This window comes from Streptomyces macrosporus, assembly GCF_039533145.1.
Classification (GTDB): domain Bacteria; phylum Actinomycetota; class Actinomycetes; order Streptomycetales; family Streptomycetaceae; genus Streptomyces; species Streptomyces macrosporus.
In genome coordinates, this window is sequence record NZ_BAAASZ010000052.1 from 250,185 (window position 1) to 274,781 (window position 24,597).

20 protein-coding genes and 1 tRNA gene are annotated in these 24,597 nt (G+C 74.2%); 11 read left to right on the forward strand and 10 right to left on the reverse strand.

What is annotated here, in order from left to right:
- The first annotated feature begins 125 nt into the window (after nucleotides 1-125).
- Entirely contained in the window at nucleotides 126-1,661 is a 1,536-nt protein-coding gene (locus ABD335_RS30510; RefSeq protein WP_344329352.1) for an alpha/beta hydrolase, read from the forward strand.
- Nucleotides 1,662-1,745: 84 nt separating this feature from the next.
- Here the strand turns inward: ABD335_RS30510 and ABD335_RS30515 are convergent, their stop codons facing one another.
- Nucleotides 1,746-2,246, reverse strand: coding sequence for an FBP domain-containing protein (locus ABD335_RS30515; RefSeq protein ID WP_344329353.1), 501 nt, complete (start codon nucleotides 2,244-2,246; stop codon nucleotides 1,746-1,748).
- A 78-nt stretch (nucleotides 2,247-2,324) separates the two neighbouring features.
- Here ABD335_RS30515 and ABD335_RS30520 point away from each other — a divergent pair, with 78 nt between their 5' ends.
- The 3 genes from ABD335_RS30520 to ABD335_RS30530 all read left to right on the forward strand — a co-directional run bounded on the left by ABD335_RS30520 (nucleotide 2,325) and on the right by ABD335_RS30530 (nucleotide 5,963).
- Nucleotides 2,325-2,936 (forward strand): TetR/AcrR family transcriptional regulator, encoded by a 612-nt coding sequence (locus ABD335_RS30520; protein WP_344329354.1) that lies wholly within the window; start codon nucleotides 2,325-2,327, stop codon nucleotides 2,934-2,936.
- Between the two features lie 135 nt (nucleotides 2,937-3,071).
- Nucleotides 3,072-4,343, forward strand: a complete 1,272-nt coding sequence (locus tag ABD335_RS30525) for a hypothetical protein (protein ID WP_344329355.1) — start codon at nucleotides 3,072-3,074, stop codon at nucleotides 4,341-4,343.
- 171 nt (nucleotides 4,344-4,514) lie between these two features.
- Nucleotides 4,515-5,963: a hypothetical protein gene (locus tag ABD335_RS30530; protein WP_344329357.1), complete on the forward strand. Its 1,449-nt coding sequence runs from the start codon at nucleotides 4,515-4,517 to the stop codon at nucleotides 5,961-5,963.
- A gap of 11 nt (nucleotides 5,964-5,974) precedes the next feature.
- Here the strand turns inward: ABD335_RS30530 and ABD335_RS30535 are convergent, their stop codons facing one another.
- Nucleotides 5,975-6,655: a histone deacetylase gene (locus ABD335_RS30535; protein WP_344329358.1), complete on the reverse strand. Its 681-nt coding sequence runs from the start codon at nucleotides 6,653-6,655 to the stop codon at nucleotides 5,975-5,977.
- Between the two features lie 194 nt (nucleotides 6,656-6,849).
- Here ABD335_RS30535 and ABD335_RS30540 point away from each other — a divergent pair, with 194 nt between their 5' ends.
- Together ABD335_RS30540 and ABD335_RS30545 are read left to right on the forward strand one after the other, a co-directional pair.
- The gene (locus tag ABD335_RS30540; RefSeq protein WP_344329359.1) at nucleotides 6,850-7,362 is read left to right on the forward strand and encodes a GNAT family N-acetyltransferase; all 513 of its coding nucleotides are present in this window, start codon (nucleotides 6,850-6,852) and stop codon (nucleotides 7,360-7,362) included.
- A 48-nt stretch (nucleotides 7,363-7,410) separates the two neighbouring features.
- Nucleotides 7,411-8,190 (forward strand): aminotransferase class IV family protein, encoded by a 780-nt coding sequence (locus ABD335_RS30545; protein ID WP_344329360.1) that lies wholly within the window; start codon nucleotides 7,411-7,413, stop codon nucleotides 8,188-8,190.
- 218 nt (nucleotides 8,191-8,408) lie between these two features.
- Here the strand turns inward: ABD335_RS30545 and ABD335_RS30550 are convergent, their stop codons facing one another.
- Nucleotides 8,409-12,170, reverse strand: coding sequence for an nSTAND1 domain-containing NTPase (locus ABD335_RS30550; protein WP_344329361.1), 3,762 nt, complete (start codon nucleotides 12,168-12,170; stop codon nucleotides 8,409-8,411).
- A gap of 286 nt (nucleotides 12,171-12,456) precedes the next feature.
- Nucleotides 12,457-13,917 carry a catalase gene (locus tag ABD335_RS30555; protein ID WP_344329363.1) on the reverse strand — a complete coding sequence of 487 codons (1,461 nt, stop codon included), beginning with the start codon at nucleotides 13,915-13,917 and terminating at the stop codon, nucleotides 12,457-12,459.
- A gap of 282 nt (nucleotides 13,918-14,199) precedes the next feature.
- Between ABD335_RS30555 and ABD335_RS30560 the strand changes: the two genes are divergently transcribed.
- The gene (locus ABD335_RS30560) at nucleotides 14,200-14,616 is read left to right on the forward strand and encodes a Fur family transcriptional regulator (RefSeq protein WP_344329365.1); all 417 of its coding nucleotides are present in this window, start codon (nucleotides 14,200-14,202) and stop codon (nucleotides 14,614-14,616) included.
- Nucleotides 14,617-14,912: 296 nt separating this feature from the next.
- Here the strand turns inward: ABD335_RS30560 and ABD335_RS30565 are convergent.
- Nucleotides 14,913-14,986: transfer RNA gene (locus ABD335_RS30565), tRNA-Gly, on the reverse strand.
- A 232-nt stretch (nucleotides 14,987-15,218) separates the two neighbouring features.
- Here ABD335_RS30565 and ABD335_RS30570 point away from each other — a divergent pair.
- The 3 genes from ABD335_RS30570 to ABD335_RS30580 all read left to right on the forward strand — a co-directional run bounded on the left by ABD335_RS30570 (nucleotide 15,219) and on the right by ABD335_RS30580 (nucleotide 16,588).
- A complete protein-coding gene (locus ABD335_RS30570) occupies nucleotides 15,219-15,383 on the forward strand; it encodes a hypothetical protein (protein ID WP_344329366.1) in 165 nt (54 codons plus the stop codon).
- Between the two features lie 114 nt (nucleotides 15,384-15,497).
- Nucleotides 15,498-16,073 (forward strand): dCTP deaminase, encoded by a 576-nt coding sequence (dcd, locus tag ABD335_RS30575; protein WP_344329367.1) that lies wholly within the window; start codon nucleotides 15,498-15,500, stop codon nucleotides 16,071-16,073.
- A 17-nt stretch (nucleotides 16,074-16,090) separates the two neighbouring features.
- Nucleotides 16,091-16,588 (forward strand): phosphoribosyltransferase, encoded by a 498-nt coding sequence (locus ABD335_RS30580; protein WP_344329370.1) that lies wholly within the window; start codon nucleotides 16,091-16,093, stop codon nucleotides 16,586-16,588.
- A gap of 103 nt (nucleotides 16,589-16,691) precedes the next feature.
- Here ABD335_RS30580 and ABD335_RS30585 read toward each other — a convergent pair whose 3' ends face one another.
- Genes ABD335_RS30585 through ureA form a run of 4 tightly spaced genes read right to left on the reverse strand, consistent with a single transcriptional unit; the run spans nucleotide 16,692 to nucleotide 22,061 of the window.
- A complete protein-coding gene (locus ABD335_RS30585) occupies nucleotides 16,692-18,047 on the reverse strand; it encodes an MFS transporter (protein ID WP_344329371.1) in 1,356 nt (451 codons plus the stop codon).
- Between the two features lie 28 nt (nucleotides 18,048-18,075).
- Nucleotides 18,076-19,749 (reverse strand): amidohydrolase, encoded by a 1,674-nt coding sequence (locus tag ABD335_RS30590; protein ID WP_344329372.1) that lies wholly within the window; start codon nucleotides 19,747-19,749, stop codon nucleotides 18,076-18,078.
- 36 nt (nucleotides 19,750-19,785) lie between these two features.
- Nucleotides 19,786-21,474: an urease subunit alpha gene (locus tag ABD335_RS30595; RefSeq protein ID WP_344329373.1), complete on the reverse strand. Its 1,689-nt coding sequence runs from the start codon at nucleotides 21,472-21,474 to the stop codon at nucleotides 19,786-19,788.
- Complete coding sequence (gene ureA / locus ABD335_RS30600) at nucleotides 21,471-22,061, reverse strand: urease subunit gamma (RefSeq protein ID WP_344329375.1); 591 nt, start codon at nucleotides 22,059-22,061, stop codon at nucleotides 21,471-21,473. Before ureA ends, ABD335_RS30595 begins: the two co-directional genes overlap by 4 nt.
- Nucleotides 22,062-22,268: 207 nt before the next feature.
- On the opposite strand from ureA, the gene ABD335_RS30605 reads away from it, so the two are divergent.
- Complete coding sequence (locus ABD335_RS30605; protein WP_344329377.1) at nucleotides 22,269-23,438, forward strand: PucR family transcriptional regulator; 1,170 nt, start codon at nucleotides 22,269-22,271, stop codon at nucleotides 23,436-23,438.
- Between the two features lie 171 nt (nucleotides 23,439-23,609).
- On the opposite strand, the gene ABD335_RS30610 is transcribed toward ABD335_RS30605, so the two are convergent.
- Nucleotides 23,610-24,560, reverse strand: coding sequence for a Yip1 family protein (locus ABD335_RS30610; RefSeq protein ID WP_425583789.1), 951 nt, complete (start codon nucleotides 24,558-24,560; stop codon nucleotides 23,610-23,612).
- Between the last annotated feature and the right edge of the window lie 37 nt (nucleotides 24,561-24,597).

Below are 24,597 nucleotides of genomic sequence, written 5' to 3' on the forward strand. Positions count from 1 at the left end.
CGGCCCGGCCGGACCGGGGGTTCTCCGGGGGGTTCCCGATGTCCGGCCGGTGCGCGGCGCGCGACGATCCGGACAGCGGTGGGACGGGCCGGTCGGCGGCCCGGCCGCGGGCCGGAGGGAGTTCCATGGTGGAGAGCCGTTTACCGGGCGCGGGGCGCGCACGGCGGCGGGTGGGGCGGGCGGTGGTGGCGTGGGGCGCGTTCCTCGCCGTGGCCGCCTCGTCCCCCGGCGCCGTCACCGGTGCCGCCGCGAGCGCCGCGGAGCCGCGCGGCACGGCACCGCGCGTCGACTGGACGCCGTGCCGGGAGGACGCCACGGCGGAGTGCGGCACCCTGTCGGTGCCGGTGGACTGGGACCGGCCGGACGGGCCGAGGTTCGCTCTCGGACTGGCCCGCCGCACGGCTCGGGACCCGGACGCGCGGGTCGGCTCGCTGGTGTTCGGCCCCGGCGGCCCCGGCGACTCCGGGGTGCGGAAGGTGGTGGAGGACCACCGGTTCAGCGACGAGGTGCGCGACCGGTTCGACGTCGTCGGCATCGACCCCCGCGGCGTGGGCCGCAGCGGACCCGTCCGGTGCTCGACCGCCCTGCTGGAGGAGCGGCCCTCGCCCGTCCTGACCGACCAGGCCGACTTCGACGCCGCCGTGGAGTACAACCGCCGGCTGCGCGAGGACTGCCGGAGGCACAGCCGCGGGCTGTACGACCACGTGGACACGCTCCAGGCGGTGCGCGACCTCGACGCGGTCCGGACCGCGCTCGGCGAGGAGCGGCTCACCTTCCACGGCAGTTCGTACGGCACCCTGCTCGGGCAGCAGTACGCGGAGGTGTTCCCGCACCGGGTCCGGGCCGTGGTCCTGGAGAGCGTCGTCGACCACAGCCTGGGCAGACGGAGGTTCCTCGTCACGCAGGCGGCGGCGCAGCAGGACTCCTTCGACGGGTTCGTGGCGTGGTGCTCCCGCACCGAGAGCTGCGCGCTGCACGGACGCGACGCGCGCGCGGTGTGGCGGGGGCTGCTCGCCCGGGCCGAGCGCGGGGCGTTGACCGATCCGGGGTCCCCGGGGACGCGGCTGGACGCGTTCGCCCTCAGCCGCGTGGTGGAGACGGCGCTCAAGGGGCCCGACCGGGAGCGGCTGGCGCGGTACCTGGCCGCCCTGGACGCGGGCCGGCGGCCGGCGGGGAGCGCGTCGCCCCGACGGGAGACGCCCCCCGAGGAGCGGCCCGCGACGGAGGCGCACCCGTTCCCCGCGATCTTCTGCCAGGACTGGAGCCTTCCGGTGCGCTCCCACCGCGAGTACGCCGCCGACCTGCGCCGGATCGCGAGGGTCGCGCCCGACATGCGGTACCCGAGCGCCCTGCTGGGCGTCGTCTCCTGTCTGGGCGCGCCCCGGCCGGTGAACAACCCGCAGCACCGGCTCAGGGTGCGGGGCGGCGGTCCGCTGCTGCTGGTCAACTCGCTGCACGATCCGGTCAGCAGCCACGACTGGGCCGTGCGGGTGGCCCGGCAGCTCGGGGACGCGGGGGTGCTGCTCACCTACGAGGGATGGGGGCACGGCGCCTACGGCACCGGTCCCTGCGTGACGGAGGCGGTGGACCGCTATCTGGTCTCGCGGACCCTGCCCGCGCCCGGGACCACGTGCCCGGACGTGGCGGCGGCGTCCCCCTGAGCCCGCGGCTCCGCCTCCCCGCTCACGCGTGACCCGCTCGTGACCCGCGCGGCTCGCGGGCGGCTCGCCCATGGCTCGCGCGGCTCACTCGTGGAGCCTGTCGAGGAAGGCGAACAGGTTGTCCCTGGTGCGCTCGATCTGCTCCTCCAGGGTGAGGGACTCCTGGATGCGTCCGCCGGCCTCCGGGACCTTCCGGCCGCGTACGTAGAGGGAGCAGGCGAGGTCGGTGCACATGTACGCCCCGACCGAGTTGCCCTCCCGCCCGGCCCGGCTCGCCTTGCGGGCCGTCACCAGGGAGACGCCGTCCGCCGGGTGCGTGGTCAGGCACAGGGAGCACATGCTGCCGCCGCGGTGTGCCGGGCCGCGCTGTTTGACGGGGAAGCGGAGCACCACGCCGACGAGCCGGCCGGCGCGCTCGACGACGAGGTGGCCGCGCTCCGGGGCGGCGGGGTCGCGCCACCCCAGGAAGTCGAGGTGCTCCCAGGGGCGTTCGGTCAGGTCCCGAGGAAGGGCGAGGCGTTTGGCCTCGCCCTTCGAGCAGTTGACGAACGACTCGCGGATCTCCCGCTCGCTCAGTGGTTTCATGGCCCGGACGCTAACCGTGCCTAGAGGCACTAGGCAAAGGGTTAATTCCCCTAGGAAGGGCTTCGGTGGAGGTGGCGCATGGCCCGGGCGGGACTGACGGCGGAGCGGGTGACGGAGGCGGCGGCGGACCTGGCGGACGAGGTCGGGTTCGAGAACGTCACGCTCTCCGCGCTGGCACGGCGCTTCGGGGTCAAGGACGCGAGCCTGTACTCGCACGTGAGGAACCTCCGGGACCTGCGGACGCGGGTCGCGCTGCGGGCCGTGGAGGAGTTCGCCGAACGGCTCGGGGCGGCGGTCGCGGGCCGGGCGGGACGGGACGCCCTGTTCGCCTTCGCCCACGCCTACCGGGAGTTCGCGCTGGAGCGTCCCGGCCGCTACGCGGCGACCCAGATGCGGCCGGTCCCGGACGTCGTCGCCGCGTCGTCCGCGGGCCGGCGCACCATCGAGATCACCTACGCGACGCTGCGCGCGTACGGGTTGGCCGAGCCGGACCTGACGGACGCGGTGCGTCTGCTGCGCAGCACCTTCCACGGCTTCACCGGCCTCGAGGCGAGCGGCGGTTTCGGGCACCCGCGCGGCGTGCGGGAGTCCTGGGAGCGGGCCCTGGAGGCGCTGCACGTGCTGCTGGAGCACTGGCCCTCCGCGGACCGGGAGACCGCCGTGAACGGCGGTGGAAAAGAGACGACTTGACAGACCGTCATACCGGTCGGAGGGCCGAGCGACGGTCGGGCGCGCGTGTCTGACCGGTTAAAGGTCCGAAATGACACAGAATGGTGGAAACTGCTCCATGATGACCATGGTTGTCCCGTTGCCGAGGAGCGTGTCATGCATGTCCGCGAAGGGCTCCCCGACCAGCCCACCCGCGTCGGCCGCATCGACTGGCCGAAGGAAGGCGACAACGGTACGCACCTCCGCCTGAAGAGCGGGCACGTCGTCGTCTTCGACCGGCAACCCTGGCGGATCCTGGAGATCAACGAGTACCGCGACCACCCCTGGCCCCTCTCCTACGAGCAGGCGTGGCGCGAACACGTCGAGCTGTGGCGGCACTCGGAGCACCTGCGCCGGGCGAACGGGCAGGTGAACGTCCAGCCCCCCGAGCGGGCCGACTTCTACAAGCGGCCCGTGATCCTCGTCCTGCGCAACGAGAACTTCCCCCGGTCCGCGCCCAAGTACTGGTGCGCGCCCATCGGTCACGGCTGGCAGGTCCTCCCCGAGCACTACGCGGTCTGCCGCACCTGCGGCGAACTGCCGCCGTGCAGCAACGGGGAGTACCGCGGGGAGATCGGTCCCCGCGCGGCGGCGCGGAGCGAGGGCGGCGCCCTGTGCGTCCCGGCCGGCTGCTGCATCGGCTGCGCGGAGCCCATCAAACCCCGCATGCGGACGGTGCGTTTCCCCGGACCCAACCTCTGGTACCCCGACCTCGGCGAGGGCAGCGCGATCTTCCACGCCCGCGCCGCCTGCGCCGACCAGGTCGAGTGCTACCGCCTCCAGTGGAAGGCCGAACACGTCGGCGCGCCGCACCCCACCACGCCGCTGTGGTCACCGGGCACCGCCGACAACGTCCTGCTGCCGCAGACCAGGCTCTCGCCGGACGTGGCGAAGCCCGTCAAGGGCTGGGGGCTTCCGGTCGCGGGCGGCACGGAGGCACTCCACGTCGACCCTCCGGCCCCCGCCCCCGCGAGCGGGAACGGGGACGGAAGCGGGGACGAACCGCAGGCCGTCCCCGCGCCCCCGCCCGCCCCGGCGGAGCCCGTCGCCGCCGCGCCCCCCGCGCCGGCGCCGGCCCCGGAGCCTCCGAAGCCCGCGCCCTCCGCGCCCGCCACGGGCCCCGTGCTCTCCGCCCCGGTGCCCCCCAAGCCGCCCCGGCCCGAACCGGCCGATCCGCCCGCCCCGCCCGCCGCCCCGTCCACCGCCCCCTCCGCCGGGGACATCGACGCGGTGCGCCGCCTCACCGCGGACCTCAACACCTCCCTGGCCGCCGACCGCCCCGCCTTCCACGACGCGGAGCAGGCCGCCCGGGTGATCGAGGAACTCACCGCCGCGGTGCGCAACATCGCCCTCTGTCTCAACGGCACCGGCCTGCGCACCCGCCCCTGACGGGCGCGCGGGCCGCCCCGCCCGACCGGGCGCGTCCGTAGCCCACCTGCCGTACGACGGTCGTGTGATCGGACCGGTCCGCCGCGTGTGCCGCCTCGAAACCACTACATTCGCTGATAAAACGGCACGGAAAGTGCAGAACGCAGTGAACCACCGGCGGCTGGAGGCCATGTGAAGGCCGTGACGGGCTGGTCGGCGGCACCCGGCCGGGTGGCGTCCGCCTTCGACCCCGGACGGACGGCAGCGGAGTCCGCCCTGGTGAGGACGGCGGGCCGCGGACTGTGGGCCGTGTGCGCCGTCTTCGTCCTGGCCGCCGCCGCCCTGGTGCCGCCCACCCTGCCGCTCGGCTGGGACGAGCGCGTCTACACCAGCCGCTTCGACCCCCACGGCCCCGCGACCCCCTTCAGCGCCCCGCGCACCCGGGGCGTGCCCCTGCTGGAGCTCCCGATCGCCTCCTGGAACGGCTCGGAACTCCTGCTGAGGATCTGGCTGCTCCTCCTGGCGGGCGTCGCGCTGTACCTGGGCTTCCGCCCCTGGCTGCGGGCCCTGTCCCGCCCGTCGGCCGCCTGGGCGGCGGCGGCGCTGTACGGCAGCGGGTGGATCGCCCTGTTCTACGCCAACTCCGCGATGCCCAACCACTACACGGCGATGGGCGCGGTCGCGGCGGCGGGTTGCTTCGCCCGCCGCCGCCCGTGCCACGCCGGGGTGGTCGCGGGGCTGGCCGTGGCCACCCTGATGCGGCCCAACGACGGCGCGTTCGTCGCCGCCCCGCTCCTCCTCGCCGCCCTCCTGGTGCCCGCCTGGCGCGACCCGGGCCGGATCGCGGCCGTGGCGGGGGGCGTCGCGGCGGGCGCGCTGCCGTGGATCGTCGAGGCGTACCTGCGGTTCGGCGGGGTGGGCCGGCGGCTCGCCGAGGCGAGCGACGCCCAGGGCGGCACGCGGCCCGTCCTCTCCCTGGCCGCCAACCTCACCTCGCTGGACGGTCCGCTGCTGTGCCGCCCCTGCGAGGGCGACGGCGTGTGGTGGGCCGCGGTGGAGTGGTGGCCGCTGCTCGTCCTGCTCGCCGCCCTGGGCCTGTGGGCCGCGCGCCGCGCGGGAGGGCCCGTGGCGCCCCTGTGGCTCGCCGTGGCCGTGGCCCTCTCGGCCGTGGCGCAGTACCTCTTCCTCGTCGCCTACGCGGCACCGCGCTTCCTGCTGCCCGGCTACGCCCTGCTCGCCGTGCCCGCCGCCCTCGGCCTGCTCGCCGTCGCGGACCGGGCCCGCCGCTCGCTCCCGGTGGCCGCCGTCCTCGCCCTGGTCCTCGCGGGCCACCTGACCGTCCAGCTCGGCCTCGCGTACACCCACGGCGACATCCAGGAGAAGGCCCGCGAGGACTGGCGGCGGACCGCCGCGGTGCTGCGCGAACACGGTGTGCGTCCGCCGTGCGTGCTCGGCGGGAGCGGCTCGGCGATCCCCGCCGCCCACGTCGCCGGCTGCTCCACGGCGGAGTCCGACGCCCGGACGCGGGCCGACGCCCTGGTGCTGCGCGGCGGCGAGGTGCCGCGCTGGGCCCGCGACTGGCCGCGGTACCCCGTGCCGGACACCTACCGGCCCCCCTGGTCCGTCGCGGTCCGCCCCTGACGCGGCCCGCGTCACCCCGCCCGCTCCACCAGCTCCACCACGGCCTCGGGCGTCCAGCGCGCGGCCGCGCCCGGACGGCCGGCGAGGAACCGGGCCGCCCGCTCGACGCTCCAGCCGTGGGCCGCCATCAACCCCGCCGCCAGATGCCGCAGATAGGCCGCCGACGGCGGGGTCTTCTCCACCTCGCCGCTCCGCCAGGGGGCGGTGAAGGTCAGCACCGGCCGGCCGTCGAGCAGGCCGGGGCAGACCAGCGTCTCGTACCGGCCCGGCCCCAGCCGCGCCCGCCCGCGCGCCAGGACCTCGGCGAGGTCCGGATCGGTGCCGGGCTCCCGGTACATCTCCTGGGCGGCGATGTCGGAGAACTGCGCGACGGTGAGCAGGTAGGCGTGCGCGGGCGTCTCGCCGCCGGCGTCGGGGTCGTAGAAGGCCCGCCCGCCGGTCCACACCGGCGACTCGGTCGCGAAGTACAGCAGTCCGGGCAGCACGATCGGCAGCGACCGCGCGGGCGGTCGGCGGTCCCGGCAGCCGGGGTACGTCCGGGCGCCGCCGGGCGGTCTGCCGCCGGCGAGGTAGCAGGTGAGGCGTTCGCGGTGCAGGTTCGAGCCGTACGCCGCGTACCAGACGCGCCGGCCGGCCGCCGGGCGCGCGCCGAGGGGGTCCGGCCGGCGGGGCGCGGGAGGGGGAACGGTCATGTCTCCACTCTGCGCGGTCGCCGCGCCGGACGGCGGACGCCCGGTGCCTCTCGGTGCTCCAAGGCGGTGTCCGGGTCGGCCCGCCGGCACGTGACCCGGCGCCGGCGTTGACCGCGCTGCCGGGGGGGCGTGAGACGCGCCCCGCACGGAAAAATCGGTGGGGCGGCCCGCCCCGTCCGCCTACCGTGCCGCCTGTGGACCTCGACCTCGTGCCCGTCACCGGCCCCCTCACCGGGCCGACGCTCGCCGACCTGACGGCGGTGTACGCCTCCAACCCCGGCTACCACCGTCTCAGCGGCGACTTCCCGGACCCGGAGCACGTCACCCCCGACCAGGTGGCCTCCGCGCTCGGCGAGGAGCTGGAGAACCCCGACGCCGAGGTCCTGCTCCTGCGCGACCGGGCGCGGCGGCCGGCCGGCGTGGCCTGCCTCCTCCACCGGCACCCCGACCCGGGCGACCCGTACCCGTGGATCGGTCTGCTGATGATCCACGGCGACCACCACGGCCGCGGTCTCGGACGCGCGGCGGCCGGCCTCGTCGAGGAACGCCTCCGGACCGCGGGCCGCGCCGGCGTCCGCCTGGCCGTGCTGGAGAACAACCCGACGGCGTGGGCGTTCTGGACCGCGCTCGGCTACCGCGAGATCGACCGCCGCCGGGACCGCGCGGGGGACCGCCCCTGTTCCGTGCTCCACAAGGACCTCCGGTGACCCGGGAGACGCCGCCCCGTCCGGCACGGGCGTGCCAGGCTTGGGCGCATGGCGGAACACAGCGGTGAGCCGGTCGGCCTGAACGACGCCCTCCAGGCGCTGGCACTGACCAACTACGGGCACTTCACGTCCATGCGCGTCGAACAGGGCCGGGTGCGCGGGCTGTCCCTGCACCTGGACCGGCTGGTGCGCGACTGCCGGGCGGTGTTCGACACCCGCCTCGACCCCGACCGCGTCCGGGAGCACATCCGTCGGACGGCTCCCCTCGACGGCACCTCCGTGGTCCGGGTGACCGTCTTCGACCCGGCGCTCGGCCCGGGCCACATCGACCGGGACGCCCACCCCCACGTCCTGGTGACCACCTCGCCCGCCGGCGCCGCGCCGGCCACGCCGCTGCGGGTCCGCTCCGTCGCCTACACCCGCGACATGCCCGAGGTGAAGAACGTCGGCCTGTTCGGCTCCCTGCGCCACCGCCGCGAGGCGCGGCGCGCGGGGTTCGACGACGTCCTCTTCGTCGACGGGCGGGGGCGCGTCTGCGAGGGCGGCACCTGGAACATCGGCTTCGTCAAGGGCGACCGGGTGGTGTGGCCGGAGGCCGACTGCCTGGTCGGCGTCACCATGCGGCTGCTCCAGCGGCTCCACGAGGACTCGGTGACGGCCCCGGTGACCCTCGCCGACGCCGCCGGCTTCGACGCGGCCTTCGCCACCAACGCCGTCGTCGGCGTCCGCCCCGTCGGTGCCCTGGACGACCTCTCCTTCCCGGCGACCCACCCGCTGATCGACGGACTCCGCGACAGGTACACGGCCCTTCCCGGCGAACCGATCTAGCCGCCCGGCGGCCCGCCGCCGACGACCGACGACGACCGACGACGACCGCCGGCTCGCCCCCGTGCCGGGCCGTGGTCGGGCACGGCCGGGGCACCGCACTCCCCCGGCCGTGCGGTGCCCCGTGTCTCCAGTCCAGCGCCCGCGGGGTTGTTCAGCAGCCCGTTCCACCGGAGTGAACAATTCCGGTCTTTCCGAACGCCCCCGATCCGGGCGGCGGTTCACCCGCAGGGCGGGGTGAACGGCACCTGCGGCACGTACCGCTCCCACTGTCGCCGCGTCAGGGAGCCCGCCGTGGTGGAGCAGATGCGTCGGATCGCCCGCTCCGCGTCGAGCTGCCACACCCGTGCCGTGACGTCGTAGCCCCCGCTGGCCAGGGTGTCGCCGTCCGGGGCGAACGCCACGGAGGTGATGGTGTCGACGTGGCCGGTCAGGGGTTCGCCCAGGGGCGTGGGCCGTGCGGGGTCGGCGACGTCCCACAGCCGCACCGTGTTGTCGCTGCCCGCGCCGGCCAGGGTGGCCCCGTCGGGGCCGAACGCCACCGCGTGGACGGGCCCCTTGTAACCGGTCAGGGGGTCGCCCAGCGCCCGCGGCCGGGCCGGGTCGGCGACGTTCCACAGCCGTACCGTCCGGTCCTCGCTCGCGCCGGCCAGGACACGGCCGTCCGGGCTGAACGCCACCGCGTGGACGATGCCGAGGTGGCCGGTCAGGGGTTCGCCCAGGGCCCGGGGCCGCGCGGGGTCGGCGACGTCCCACAGCCGCACCGTGTTGTCGGCCCCGGCGGTGGCCAGGACGTTCCCGCGCGGGTCGAACGCCAGGGAGGCGACGTCGTTGCCGTGGGCGTCCAACGGGTCGCCCAGCACCCGCGGCCGGGCCGGGTCGGCGACGTCCCACAGCCGCACCCCGCCGTCCGCCCCCGCAGCGGCCAGGAGCCGGCCGTCCGGGTCGAACGCCACCGCGTGGACGATGCCGACGCGGCCCTCCAGGGGGTCGCCCAGCGCCCGGGGCCGCGCGGGATCGCCGACGTCCCACAGTCGCACCGTCCGGTCCTCGCTCGCGCTGGCCAGGACGTTCCCGCGCGGAGCGAACGCCACCGAGGTGACGGGCCCCTCGTGGGCGATCAGCGGCTCGCCGATCAGCGACGGGCGCGCGGGGTCACGGGTGTTCCACAGCCGCACCATGTGGTCGTGGCTGCTGGCGCTCGCCAGGAGCCGGCCGTCCGGGTCGAACGCGACGGAGTTGACGGGGTTGGTGTGCCCGGTCAGCAGCGTGGCGGGACGGTGCCACAGCCGCACCACGTGGTCCTGGCCCCCGCTGGCCAGGGTGGTCCCGTCCGGGCCGAACGCCACCGTCCAGACGCCGTCCGTGTGGTCGGTCAGCGGTTCGCCCAGGGGCATGGGGTAGGCGGGATTGGCGACGTTCCACAGCCGCAGCGTGTCGTCCTGACCGGTGGTGACCAGGGTCTTCCCGTCCGGGGCGAACGCCACGGAGGTGACGGCGGCGTCGTGGGCCTCCAGCGGTTCGCCCAGCGGCTCGGGCTCCTTCGGATCGCCGACGTCCCACAGCCGCACCGTCGCGTCGTAGCCGCCGCCGGCCAGCGTCTTCCCGTCCGGGGCGAACTCCACCGACCAGACCGCGGCCTCGTGCCCCTCCAGGGGCTCGCCCAGCGCCCGGAGGCGGGCCGGGTCGGCGACGTCCCACAGTCGTACCGTCTTGTCGTAGCCGCCGCTGGCCAGGGTCTTCCCGTCCGGGGCGAACGCCACGCTCCGTACGCTCCGCCCGTGGGCGTCCGGCACCACGTCCAGGAGGTCGGGCTCCCTCGGGTCGGCGACGTCCCACACCCGGATCGCCGCGTCGTCGCCGGCGGTGACCAGGACGCGTCCGGCGGGGTCGAACGCGGCCGAGACGACGGGCCCCTCGTGCCCCGTCAACGGCCCGCCCAGCGGCTCGGGCTCCTTCGGGTCGGTGACGTCCCACAGCCGCACGGTGCGGTCGAAACCGGTGGTGACCAGGGTGTTTCCGCCGGGGGCGAACACGGCCGAGAGGACGGGTCCCTCGTGCCCTCCCGGGAGCCTGCCCAGGGGCCTGGGCCGGGCCCGGTCGCCGATGTGCCACAGCCGCACCGCCGCGTCGTACCCCGTGCTGACCAGGGTCTTCCCGTCCGGGGCGAACACCACCGAGGTGACGACGCCGGTGTGCCCGGTCAGCGGGGTGGAGAGGGTGGCGTGGGCGCCGGACACCAGCTTGGTGCGGAGTTCGGGGGTCCGCCGCATCCGGTAGGCGGCGAGGTCGAGCTGGGCGGCGAGGGAGGACCGGGCGCCGCGCAACTCGTCGGCCTTCGCGGTGATCTGGTGGAAGATCGCCGTGTTGCGCTCCGTCCGGGCGGTGGCCCGCTGCTGGAACGCGACGACGGCGGTGCCCGAGGTCAGCAGGAGCAGGATGGCGAGGACGGCGGTCACGGCCCGGCGCAGCGCCACGCTACGGCGACGCTGTCGCACCGAGGCGGCGAGGAACTCCTGCTCCACGGGCGTGAGATCGCGGTGGCGGTCCGGCTCGGGGAACGCCTCGCCGGCCATGACGAGCCGGCTGCCCCGGTACAGGGCTCCGGGGTCGCGGCCCAGGTCCTCCCAGCCGCGGGCGGCCTCGGTGAGCCGGCGGTGGAGGCGGAGCCGGTCGCGTTCGGCGTCGATCCAGCCGCGCAATCTGGGCCAGGCGTCGATGAGGGCCTCGTGGGCGAGGTCGACCGTGCCGTCGGCGAGGGTGATCAGCCGGGCCCTGGCCAGGTGTTCCAGGACGGTGGCGGTGTCCCGCGGATCGCCGAGGTCGAGTTCCGCGCGGTCGGCGGGCCGGCGGGTGTCGGGCGTCCCGTCGCCGGGGGCGACCAGGCGCAGCAGGATCCGGCGGGCGAGGTCGGCCTGGGCGTCGGTCAGCCGGGCGAAGACCTCCTCGGCGGTGCGGGCCGCGGCGCCGTGCAGGCCGCCGGCCGCGTCGTACGCCTCCCGCGTCAGGGCGCGTCCCCTGCGGTGCTGCCAGGTCTCCAGCAGGGCGTGGGACAGCAGCGGCAGCGCGCCCGGCTCGTTCTCGGCCTCGTCCAGCAGGCGGGACGTCAGGGAGCGCTCCACCTGGAGCCCGACGGCGGCGGCGGGCTTGACGACGGCCTCCCGCAGCTCGTCGCGGCTCATCGGACCGACCAGCAGGGTGGCGTCCTGCACGGCGGCGATGAGTCCGGCGTGCTCGGCGCACCGCCCCAGGAAGTCGGCCCGCACCGCGACGACCACGCGCAGCCGGCTGTCGGCGTCCCGCGCCGCCAGCAGCCGGTCGAGGAAGGCGGCCCGTACCGCGGGGTCGTGGCAGAGCGTGTACAGCTCCTCGAACTGGTCGACGATCAGCCAGGTGTCGCCGTCGACGTCGAGCCGGGGTGCGAGCCGGTCGCCGTGGACGGCCAGGGGGTCGGCGCCGGGGGTGATGATCCGCACGGTCGCCGGACGCGGCCCGCCGTCCCCGCCCTGCCGCAGCCGGGGGATCAGCCCGGCGCGCAGCAACGAGGACTTGCCGCTGCCGGACGGCCCGAAGACCGCGGTGAACCGGTGGCGCCGGGTGAGGTCGGTCAGCTTCTCCACGAGCCGGTCGCGGCCGAAGAACAGGGCGGCGTCGTCCGGCTCGAAGCGCGCCAGGCCCCGGTACGGCGGCCTCGCCTCGTCGTCGTCCCGCAGCCGGGCCGCCTCCCGGGCCGTGTCCCGCCACCGCCGCTCCCACTCCTCGACGTCCCCGCCGCAGGCCCGGACGTAGGCCAGGGCGACCGGCAGCGTCGGCAACCGCTCCCCGGCGGCGGCCTGGGAGAGCGCGGTGACCGAGTAACCGGCCCGCTCGGCCAGCACCTTGTAGGTGGGCGTCCCGGCCTCCCGGCGCAGTGTGCGCAGCTCGAAGGCGAACCGCTCCACCGGCCCCGCGTTCGGGTCCAGTTCGGACTCACGACGCCCCATGACCCCACCCCTCAGTGGCTCCCCGTACGGAGACGCTCACGGTAGGCAACCGGAGTGAACCCCGGCAAGCGGAACGCCTCTTCCCGTGCCGGCAACGCCGCCGGCCGTGCCCCGCAACCTGGCACGGGGAACTCGGGACCGGTCCCGAAACGGTGGACGGAGCCGTCCGCCGCCGGGGAGGAGGAGCCCCGTCCACGTCCGTGACGTCCCACGTCCATGACGGAAGCCCGGCCCCCGAAGGGACCGGGCTTCCGTCACGGCGTGCGTCGTGTGGGTCGTGCGGGGATTACTTCGCCCGGGCTTCCTTGGTGGCCCGCTCGATGCGCTCGCCGATGGTGGCGTCGACGTTCTTCCAGTACTCGAAGGCACGGGACAGGACCGGCTCCTGCACCGACGCGAGGGCACCGGCGACGGTCTCGACGAAGCGGTCGCGCTGGGCGTCGTCGAAGACCTCGCGGACCAGCGTGCCGGGCTGCGAGAAGTCGTCGTCCTCGGCGTGCAGGCTGTAGGCGCTGCGCACCATCTCGCCGTCGGCCTCCCAGCCGTCCTCGACCGGACCGGTCTCGTCGGCGAACGGGCGGCCGAAGGAGTTCGGGGCGTACACCGGGGCCTTGCCGGTGTGCTCGAACGCCATGTTGCCGTCGAAGGTGTAGGAGTTGACCTTCACCTTCGGGCGGTTGACCGGCAGCTGGAAGTAGTTGGTGCCGATCCGGGCGCGCTGGGCGTCCGCGTAGGCGAAGACGCGGCCGAGCAGCATCTTGTCGGGGGAGACGCCGATGCCCGGGACGAGGTTCGACGGGGCGAAGGCCGCCTGCTCGATCTCGGCGAAGAAGTTCTCCGGGTTCCGGTTCAGCGTCATCTTGCCGACCTTGATCAGCGGGTAGTCCGCGTGCGGCCACACCTTGGTCAGGTCGAACGGGTTGAACCTGTAGTTCTTGGCGTCCGCGTACGGCATGACCTGGACGTGGAGGGTCCAGCTCGGGAACTCGCCGCGCTCGATCGCGTCGAACAGGTCGCGGCGGTGGTACTCCGCGTCCGTGCCCGCGAGGCGCTCGGCCTCCTCGTTGGACATGGACTCGACGCCCTGGTCGCTCTTGAAGTGGTACTTGACCCAGAACTTCTCGCCCTCGGCGTTGATCCACATGTAGGTGTGGGAGCCGTAGCCGTTCATGTGGCGCCAGGTCGCGGGGAGGCCGCGCTCGCCCATGAGGTAGGTCACCTGGTGGGCGGACTCGGGGTTCGCCGTCCAGAAGTCCCACTGCATGGTGCTGTCGCGCAGACCGGTGTGCGGCATGCGCTTCTGGGACCGGATGAAGTGCGGGAACTTCATGGGGTCACGCACGAAGAAGACCGGCGTGTTGTTGCCGACGATGTCGTAGTTGCCCTCGGAGGTGTAGAACTTCAGGGCGAAACCACGGACGTCGCGCCAGGTGTCGGGCGAACCCTGCTCGCCGGCCACGGTGGAGAACCGGGCGAGCATCTCGGTCTTGGCACCCTTCTGGAAGAGGGCCGCCTTGGTGTAGCGGGAGACGTCCTCGGTGGTCTCGAAGACGCCGAAGGCGCCGGCGCCCTTGGCGTGCGGGTTGCGCTCCGGCACGCGCTCGCGGTTGAAGTGCGCGAGGGTCTCGACCAGGTGGACGTCGTGGAGCAGCAGCGGACCGTTGGTGCCGAGGCTGAGCGAGTTGCGGTCACTGACGGCCGGCGCGCCGTTCTGCAGCGTCGCCGGGGTGTGGGTGGAGTCGGTCAAGACGGTCTCCTTCAAGACGTACAGGGCCGAAGCCCCGGTGGTGAACTCCCGCGGTGGTGATGCGGAGGCCCTGGAGGTCTCACGGCTGCGGACACAGCGCGTCGCCCGTGGCGCAGTGCACGTCGACGGCGTCCCCACAGTCACGGCAGACCAGGTCCGATGTCGTGCGATGGCGCGTAACCTCGTGAACCTCATCCTATACTAGACATTGTCTAAGTCAGTTGTGGATCCAAAGTCGTACTCCATCGGAGCGAGATCCCTCGACAGTTGGGGCGGCCTGCCATGAGCGACCTGCTGGAACGTCTGCGTGAACGCGGTTGGCGGATGACCGCGCAACGACGTGTCGTGGCCGAGGTCCTCGTCGGTGAGCACGTCCACTTGACCGCCGACGAGATCCACGCGCGCGCCGCCGCGAGGCTCCCGGAGATCTCCCGGGCGACCGTGTACAACACGCTCGGCGAGCTGGTCTCGCTCGGCGAGGTGATCGAGGTCACCACGGTCAAGCGCGCCAAGACGTACGACCCGAACGCGCACCGGCCGCACCACCACCTGGTCTGCGTCCACTGCGGCGCGGTCCGGGACGTGCACCCGACGGGGAACCCGATCTCCGACCTGCCCGCCTCCGAGCGCTTCGGCTTCACTCTCCGCGACGCGGAGATCACCTACCGGGGCGTCTGCCCCGGCTGCTCGGCCGGCTGACACACGGGCCCCGAGCGGGCCCGGTCGCCGCACGGTCCGGCCGTGTCGCCGAGAGCGGACGCCGGCATCGCCGCCAGGGGCCGGTGTGGGACCGCCTCGGCCGGAGTGGCGTCGATCGCGTATGGGTGACCGTGCGGCCCGGCTTCCTTCGGGAGCGCGGCCGTCGCCGTGTGCGCCCGTATGCGCCGAGGTGGCCGTCCGGGTGGCGGGATCTCTGTGGTGCGAGTCCGACGCGAGACGCCGGGCGCGGTCCGGGCAACAAAGAAGCCCCGGGCCGCCGGCCTGGGGCTTTCCGCTGGAGCGGGTGACGGGAATCGAACCCGCGCTCTGAGCTTGGGAAGCTCATGTTCTACCATTAAACTACACCCGCGAAGAGCGAACGATCATCGTTGCTCATCGACGCACACTGTACCGCATCTCGGGCCCCCGGCGCACAGCCGCGGGGTCTTTTTGCTGTGCGCTCCGTCGGTTCACGGGTGTGGTTCGGGGAGGCGAGGGAAGGGAGTTGAGGCGTACGGTGAGGGGAGTGCCGGTTGGTGGAGCAGACCGCTTGATCCCTTAATGTGGCTTTCGTCGTCCACGTACATGGGGAGAGGCAAGCGATGGAACCCACCGTCGTTCGGTGTGCCGAAGGGCACGTGTTCAGCACCTCGACGTTCCCGATGCAGAACCTCGGCCCCGGCCGGATCGGCCCCGGCCGGCTGCTGCGGTGCCCGCGGTGCGCGCGGCTGCGGCAGGCCGTGCCGGTGGTCCCGGCCAAGCGCTGAGGGAAGCGCCGAGGGACGCCGAGGCGGCGGCGTCCGGCGGCGCGGTGGGAGAGCCGAGGTGGGACCGAGGGCCCGGTGCGGAAGCGCCGGGCCCTCGGTCTGTACGCTCGGTGCGTGCTTCTCTCAGACAAGGACATCCGGGCCGAGATCGACGCGGGGCGGGTGAGGATCGACCCGTACGACCCGGCGATGGTGCAGCCCTCCAGCATCGACGTACGGCTGGACCGCTTCTTCCGGGTGTTCGAGAACCACCGCTACCCCCACATCGACCCGGCCGTCGAGCAGCCCGACCTGACGCGGCTGGTGGAGCCGGAGGGGGACGAGCCGTTCATCCTGCACCCGGGCGAATTCGTGCTCGCCTCCACGTACGAGGTCGTCACGCTGCCGAAGGACATCGCCTCCCGGCTGGAGGGAAAGAGCTCGCTGGGACGGCTGGGCCTGCTGACGCACTCCACGGCCGGGTTCATCGACCCCGGTTTCTCCGGGCACGTGACGCTGGAGCTGTCGAACGTGGCGACGCTGCCCATCAAGCTCTGGCCCGGCATGAAGATCGGGCAGCTGTGCATGTTCCGGCTCACCTCGCCCGCCGAGCACCCGTACGGGTCCGCCCGGTACGGCTCCCGCTACCAGGGACAGCGCGGGCCGACGCCCTCGCGCTCCTATCTGAACTTCCACCGCACGCAGGTCTGAGGGAGAGAACGACGCACATGAGCCAGGAGCGGGAGAACCTGACGTACGAGCTCTTCGGACGGGCGATCCGGGAGCTGGCGCAGGAGATCGCGGACGACGGCTACGAGCCGGACATGATCCTGTCCATCGCGCGCGGCGGGCTGTTCGTCGCGGGCGGGCTCGGCTACGCGCTCGACGTGAAGAACCTCCACGTCATGAACGTGGAGTTCTACACCGGCGTGGGCGAGACGCTGGAGATGCCCGTGATGCTCCCGCCCGTCCCCAGCCTCGTCGACCTGCGCGAGAAGAAGGTCCTCGTCGCCGACGACGTCGCCGACACCGGCAAGACGCTCAAGCTGGTGCACGACTTCTGCGCCGAGCACGTGGCCGAGGTGCGGTCCGCGGTGATCTACGAGAAGCCGCAGTCGCTGGTGAAGTGCGAGTACGTGTGGAAGCGCACCGATCGGTGGATCAACTTCCCGTGGTCGGTGGAACCGCCCGTGGTGCGCCGGGACGGGCAGGTCCTCGACGCCTGAGCGGGCGATCGGGGAGGACGATCGGGGAGGACGAGAGGACACGGCGAGAGCCCCGGCCGGGAACGGCCGGGGCTCTCGCCGTGGAGGGGCGCGGAGGGGTGCGTCAGGACGCGGCGGGCGCGCTCGCCACGTTGTCCTTCACCCGCATCCGCTCGCCGAGGAGGCCGCCGAGCGCGGTGAGCAGGGACAGCGCCGCCAGCAGCAGGGCGACCGGCCACGAGGCGCCGCCGCTGACGTCCAGCAGCGCGGTGGCGACGAAGGGCAGGAAGCCGGTGAGGGCGCCCGCCAGGTTGTACGCCAGGGCCACGCCGCTGTAGCGGAGGTGCGCCGGGAACAGCTCGGTGAGCAGGGCCCCGGAGACGGCGTACGCCACGGAGAGCACGGCGATGCCGAGCGTCACCGCGAACACGACCAGCAGCGGGCTCTCGGTGTCGATCAGCCAGAAGAGCGGGAAGGCGAGCAGCGCGGTGGCGGCACCTCCCCAGAGGGTGACCCGACCGGGGCCGATCCGCTCCGCCACCCGGCCCATGAACAGGATCACCGCGATCTGGAAGACGGCCGCGACGAGGGTGGCGTTGACCATCAGGCTCCGCGACAGCCCCAGGGTGTCGGCGCCGTAGCTGATCACGAAGGTGGTCAGGATGTAGAAGCCGCCGACGCCCAGCAGGGCCGAGGTGATGGCGACCAGCAGCCGGCGCCAGGCGGTGCGGAAGACGTCCACCGCCGGGATCTTGGCGCGCTCGTCCTGCTTGAGCAGCTCCTCGAAGAGCGGCGACTCCTCCACCTTGCGGCGGATGTAGACGGCGATGAGCAGCAGCGGGAAGGCGGCCAGGAACGGCAGGCGCCAGCCCCAGGAGTCGAAGGAGTCCTTCGGGAGCAGCAGCACCAGGGAGAAGGCGCCGGAGGAGAGCAGGGTGCCGACCGGGGAGCCGACCTGGGGCAGGGCGGCGTAGCGTCCGCGCTTCGCCGGCGGCGCGTGCTCCACGGCCAGGGTGACGGCGCCGCCCCACTCGCCGCCGACCGCGATGCCCTGGAGGAGGCGCAGCAGGACCAGCAGCAGCGGCGCGGCGATGCCGATGCCCGCGTAGCCGGGCAGCAGACCGATGAGGCCGGTGGCGACGCCGATCAACACCACGGTGATGAGCAGGGCGGGCCGGCGGCCGATGCGGTCTCCCAGCCAGCCGAAGATCACGGCGCCGATGGGGCGGGCCACGAAGCCGACGCCGAAGGTGGCGAAGGCGGCGAGGGTGGCGGCCGTGGGGTTGAGGGAGGTGAAGTACAGCCGGTTGAAGACGATGGCGGCGGCGGTGCCGAAGAGGTAGTAGTCGTACCACTCCAGTGCCGTGCCGACGAAGGACGCGAAGGCGACGCGGCCCGCTTCCTTCTCGGTGACCACCACCTTCTCGGCGCCGCCCGGCCCACCCGAGGTGGTGCCCGCGGCGTGTTCCAGCTTGTTCATGTCCTGTAGTGCTCCTTGCGTGCGGCCGTCAGACGCCGGCCTGGGGGAGGGGACCGGTCACGGACACGGCGTCCCCGAGTACGTCGGCGCCGTGCACGCACTCGCCCGCCACGAAGGTGGCGAGTACGTCGATGGCGCCGATCCGGCTGCTGTCGGTCTCCACGGGGTCGTCGGACAGCAGGACGAGGTCGGCCAGCTTGCCGGGGGTGAGGCTGCCCCGCCGGTCCTCGTCGTGGCCGGCCCAGGCGGCGTCGATGGTGTAGGCGCGCAGGGCCTGCTCGGCGGTGACCCGTTCGTCCGGGCCGAGTACCACGCCGTCCCGGCTGAGCCGCTCGACCATGGACTGCATGCCCAGCAGCGGGGCGCCCGGGGCGACCGGGCGGTCGGAGCTGCCGGGGACGCGCAGGCCGTGGTCGAGGAAGGACTTGTGCCGGTACATCCAGGGGGTCCGCTCGGGGCCGAGCGCCTCGGCCATGGTGTCGCCCACCGCGTACAGGAAGTGGGCCTGCGGCACGGGCGTCACCTCCAGCTCGGCGTAGCGCTTCAGCTGGTCGGGGCGGACGACCCCGGAGTGTTCGATGCGGTGCCGCACTCCGGGGCGGGGGGTGGTGCGCCGGGCCTCGTCGAAGGCGTCGAGGGCGAGGTCGACGGCGGCGTCGCCGATGGCGTGGGCGGCGACGCGCCAGCCGGCGCGGTGGGCGGCGACGACGAGGCGGCGCATCTCGTCGGGGTCGTTCTGGTAGACGCCGGTGGCGTGGTCGTGTCCGCAGAAGGGCTCGGTCACGGTGGCGGTGCGGCCGATCAGCGAGCCGTCCAGCCAGATCTTCATCGGGCCCAGCCGCAGCCGGTCGTCGCCGAACCCGGAGCGCAGGCCGAGGTCGATGCCGGTGGTGATGCCGTCGTCGGCGTGCGCGTCGAGCGGGTGGAGGTTGTCGGCGGCGACCATCAGCTCGACGCGGGTGCGCAGCGTGCCCCGCTCGCGGGCGAGCTGGTACGCGGCGGCCTCCACGGGGCTGCGGCCGATCAGGCCGCGTCCGATGCCGGCCTCGGTGACGTGGGTGAGGCCCTCGGCGGCGTAGACGGCGCTCGCCCTGCCGATGGCGTCGGCGAGCTCGGCCACCGGGTAGGGCATGACGAGCCCGGTCACCAGGGACTGGGCGCGCTCCTGGAGCAGCCCGGTGGGGGCCCCGGAGGCGTCGCGGACGACGACCCCGCCCTCGGGTTCGGCCGCGGTGCCGTCCAGGACGCCCGCGAGCCGCAGCACCTCGCCGCTGACGGCGCACATGTGGCCCGAGCGGTGCTTGAGCCACACGGGCCTGCCGCCGCCGGCGCGGTCGAGCGCCTCGCGGTACGGGTGGCCGCCCATGACCGTGTCGTCGTAGCCGGAGCCCACCACCCAGGCGTCGGCGGGGAGGGCGGCGGCGCGGCGGGCGACGGCGTCGTACACCGCCTCCAGGGTGCGGGCGCCGGACAGGTCGAGTTCGTCCAGGGACTGGCCGAACCAGGCCATGTGGTTGTGGGCGTCGCCGAAGCCGGGGACGACGACCGCGCCGCGGCAGTCCACGGTGGTGCGGGCGGGGAGGTCCGCGACCGTCTCGTCGAGGCCGACGACGCGGCCGTGCAGGACGCCGAGGGAGTGGGCGCGCGGGTGGTCGTCGTCGACCGTGCGGACGCGGGCGTTGACGAGTTTCAGATCGAGCATGTCGGGTGGCGGGTCTCTTCCGGACGGGACGCGGGGTCAGGCGAGGTTCTGCAGCCGGGTCAGCGGCAGCTCGGTGGCGTGGTGGACGTCGACGGGACGTCCGTCGATGTGGACCGCGTCGGGTGTGGTGGGCACCCGCACGTCCGGCACGGCGGTGTTGGCGACCATGTCGGCCCTGGTCAGGCCGCGGCTGTCGCGCAGGGCGGTGTAGCGCACCCCGCGGGGCAGCGCCGCGGACGCGGAGCCGTCCTCCAGGCACGCCCGCGAGACGAAGACGGTGGACAGCCGGCGCGGCGCCCCGCCCAGGCCGCCGAAGTAGGGCTTCATCACGCGGGGCTGGGTGAGCCGGGTGGAGCCGGAGCCGGAGCCGGTCAGGCCCCAGGCGACGAACCCGGACTTCAGCACCAGCTCGGGCTGGGCGCCGAAGGTCGCCGGGCGCCACAGGACGATGTCGGCGAGGCTGCCGGGCCGCAGGGAGCCCACCTCGTGGGCCATGCCGTGGGCGATGGCGGGGTTGATCGTGACCTTGGCGAGGTAGCGCAGCACCCGCTCGTTGTTGACGAACCCCGGTCCGGTCTCGCCGGCCAGGTGGGCCTGGACGTGGGCGAGCTGCCAGGTGCGGCGGGCGGTCTCGGCGATCCGTCCCATGCCCATGGCGTCGGAGTTGACGATGCTGATCGCGCCCAGGTCGTGGAGGGCGTTCTCGGCGGCGATGGCGTGCTCGCGCACCCGGCTCGCGGCGATGGACACGTCGCTGGGCACGCCGTGGTGGCCGCGGTGCACGGTCATCGTCATCGGCAGCAGCTCGGCGACGGTGGCCGGGGTGAGCGGCAGGGTCGGGGTGGTGGAGGAGGTCAGGACGTGCGGCTGGGAGACGATCTCCAGCAGGTCCGGGTGCCCTCCGCCGCCCTCGACGTGGTAGGCGTGCACGGTGCGGCCGCGGGTGGCGTGGAGGGTGTCGGAGAGGTAGCCGGACTCGTTGAGGGTGTCGGTGTGCAGCGCGACCGGCAGGTCGGCCTCCTCGGCGACACCCAGGCAGGTGTCGACGATCCGCGGGGTGGCGCCCCAGTCCTCGTGGATCTTGAAGCCGCCGGCCCCGGCGAGGACGGCGCGCTCCAGCAGCTCCCGCGAGGAGGAGGAGCCGCGGGCCAGGAACGCCACGTTGATCGGGGCGTCGCGCCAGCCCTCGATGAGGCTGTGCAGGTTGTAGGCGGGGTTGGCGCCCACGTCCCACACGCCGCCGATGCCCATGCCGACCAGGGAGGTCACTCCGGCGGACAGCGCCGCGGGCACGACCTCGGCGCTGGAGAGGTGGACGTGGGAGTCGACGATGCCGGGGGTGGCGACGAGCCCCTCCCCGGTGATCATCGCGGTGTGGGAGTCGACGACCAGCTCGACGCCGTCGGTGGTCTCGGGGTTTCCGGCCCGCCCGACGCCGACGATCCGGCCGTCCTTGATGCCGATGTTGGTCTTGCGCACCCCCAGCAGCGGGTCCATGACGACGACGCCGAGGACCACCATGTCCAGGGCGCTGTCGCGCGGGGCGCGTCCGGTGACCAGCAGTCCGTCGCGGGTGGTCTTGCCGCAGCCGCCGAGCAGCTCCTCGCCGGGCTCGGTGTCGTCGGCCTCGACGCGCACCCACAGGTCGGTGTCGGCGAGCCGGATCAGGTCGCCGCTGGTGGGACCGTAGACGGAGGCGTAGGCGCTCCGGGACATGCGGCTCATCGCCGGCGACCTCCTCGTGCCACCACGGTGACGGATCGGCTGTGACCGGGAAGGAACTCGACCGAGGTGCCGGCCGGGACGTCCAGCCGGTGGCCGCGGGCGGCCTCGCGGTCGAACTCCAGGGCGGCGTTGGCCTCCTCCAGGGGGAAGTGGGAGGAGACCCAGATCGACCGGTGCCCCCGGTTGGTGACGGTCAGGACCCGGCGCGGACGGCCGGGGGCCAGCTCGGTCTCCTCCTCGGCGCCTCCGGCGGCCAGGACGCCGCCGGGGCCCGTCGGGTCGGCCGGGCCGAACGGCTCGGGCACGTGGACCAGCGTGGAGCCGTGCGGGAAGAGGGCCTCGACCTGGATGCTCGGCACGGCCTCGGGCACGCCGGGCAGCAGCCGGTCGCGGGGGACGACGCGCGCGGCCCGCTCGACCACCTCCTCCAGGGGCGTGCCGTCCCAGGCCATCTCCAGGATCTCGTCGCAGACCAGGGCGACGGCTTCGGTGGCGCCGAGCCGCGCGCCGCGGGCCAGCCGCCTGCGGGCCAGCTCGGCGGCCGTGAAGAGGGTGAGCCTCTCCTGCTCGCGCGGGGTGAGGTGCATGGGCGATCTCCCCTTCGTGCCGACGCGGTCGATCGCCGCGCTTGGGGGTATGTCCATCAGGCTGCCTGGTGAGAAGGGGTTGAACAATGACGGAACGCTCCGCGATGGACGGCGGATAATGGGCATATGCACAATCCGCCGTCCGTCGGCGCTCCGGCGGTCCCCGCCCCCGCTTCCGGTTCCGCCCCCGTTTCCGTTCCCTCTCCCGTGCTCTCGGGCGACGGACCCGGCGGCGTCGTCTCCGAGCGACTGCACCGGCTCGCCCACGACTGCCTGGACCACCTGGAGGAGTTGATCGAGCGGTACGTCGCGGAGGTGGCCGACTTCGAGGGCTACCGCTCCACCGTCGACACCGAGGACCTGCGCGCCACCGCCCGCGACTGCTTCGAGCTCCTGCTCAGGCTGATCGGCGGGCTGCCGATGCGCGAGGACCTGCGCGGGGTCTCCGACCGGCTGGGCCGCCGCCGCGCCCACCAGGGCGTGCCGCTGGAACGGATGCTCCAGGCCGTCCGGATGGACTTCCGGGTGCTGTGGACGGTCTTCCTGGAGAGGGTCCCTCCCGAGGAGCTGTCGGAGCTGACGCGCGAGGCGGTGCGGGTGTGGGACGCCGTGGAGTTCCACACCGTGCGGGCGCACGCCGGCTATCTGGACGAGGTGGCCGTGCTGGCCCGGGAGCGGGAGCGGGAGCGGGCCGCGCTGATGGGGCGGCTGCTGTCGTCCGACGGCCGCGACCAGCAGCTCGTCGCCCAGGTGGCGACGCTGCTGAGGGTGAGCGCGCAGGACGACTTCGTGGTGGCCATCGCGCCGCCCGCCTCCCAGGACGCGATGCGGCGGGCCGTCGCCGCCCGCCCGGCCGGTCTGGTGGCCCACCTCCAGCAGCACCAGGGGGTGTTGGTCCTCGTCGCCCGGCTGCCGCGCGGTGGCGACCGTGCCCTGCCGCCGGCCTGGCTGGAGGGCGTGCCGTGCGCGGTGGGTCCGCCGGCGCGCGGCCTGGCCCGGGTGCCCGGCGTCGTCCGGGCGGCGGAGGCGATCGCCGTCGCGATGGACCCCGCGGCCGACGGGCCGGTGACGCTGACCGACGCCTGGATGCCGGTGGCCACGGCCGGACTGGGGCCGATCGCGGACATGCTGGCCGACTCGGTGCTCTCCGGGCTGGACCCCCTGCCGCCGCACGAGCGGGAGCGGCTGCTGGAGACGGTGACCGTGTACTGCGACTCCGGCTCGGTCGCCGAGACGGCGGCGGCGCTCTACTGCCACCGCAACACGGTCCTCAACCGGCTGCGCCGGTTCACCGAGCTCACCGGCTTCGATCCGACGCGGCCGAGGGAGGCGGCGACCGTCCTGTTCGCGCTGTGCTGCCGGACCGCCGCCGACTGACCGCGCGACCGACCGCGCCGTCGGCCGCGCGATCGATGGCGGACCGACCGCGCGACCGTCCGCGGCACGGGGCGAGCACCGGCCCCGGCACCGGAGAGGGCCCGCCCGGATGCCGGGCGGGCCCTCTCGGTCGTTCCTCCGTCCCCGTCGCCGTCACGGGGACCGCGGGGGCTACAGGGTGCCGAGCTTGATCAGCGCCAGCAGCGCGATCAACTGGATCGACGAGGCGCCCAGCGCCTTGGGCCAGGGCAGTTCGTGCGAGCGGGCGACCATCAGCGTGAACAGCGCGCCCGCCGCCAGCCAGGTGACCCAGCCGACGACCTGGACCAGGGTGGCGCCACCGCCGAGGAAGATCGCCAGGAGCAGCCGCGGGGCGTCCGTGATCGACATGATCAGCATCGACAGGCCGACCGTCGGCGCCCACAGGCCGTTGCCGCCGAGCTGGCGGGCCAGGGTGTGGGTCACCACGCCCATCAGCAGCCCGGAGATCACCAGGGCCACGCCGGTGATCAGGACGAACGGGACCGCCGTGGAGAGCGTGGAGTTGATCGCGTCCTCGCGGGCCTGGTCGAAGCCGAAGACGGCGAGCAGGCCGTAGAGGAAGGTGACGGTCAGCGCCGGGCCCCACACCGTGTGGTCGCGCATCTGCCAGAAGGTGGCGTTGGGCCGCAGCACGATCCCGCTCAGCAACTGCTTCCAGTGCAGCCGGGGCGCGGGCGGCGCCGGCGGGTGGCCCGCGCCGTAGGTCGCGCCGTCGGTGTAGCCGCCGCCCTGGTACGGGGCCTGGCCGTGGTCGGGCGCCTCGCCGACGCTGAACACCCGGGTGTGCCCGGGGTTGTCGGCGTACGGGTCGTGTCCGGAGCCGAAGTACTCCGGCTCGCCGTGCCGTCCGCCGCCGCCCTGGGGCCACCGGGCCTGCCCGTGGGCGGGCTGCCCGTGAGTGGGCTGTCCGTACGGCCCCGGGGCGTGCCGCGGGGGGTGCTGCCCATGCTGCTGTGCGTTCCGGGGGTCCCGGCCGCGTCCCATCCTGAATCCAGCCACGCCTTCGAACGTACCGTGTCCCGACGGCGACGGCGTCCGGCCCCGGGTGGGAAACCCGGCATTGCCGCCGAGCTGTGACATCCCGTCGGGATCGCGACGGGGCCCGGCCCTTCGGCCG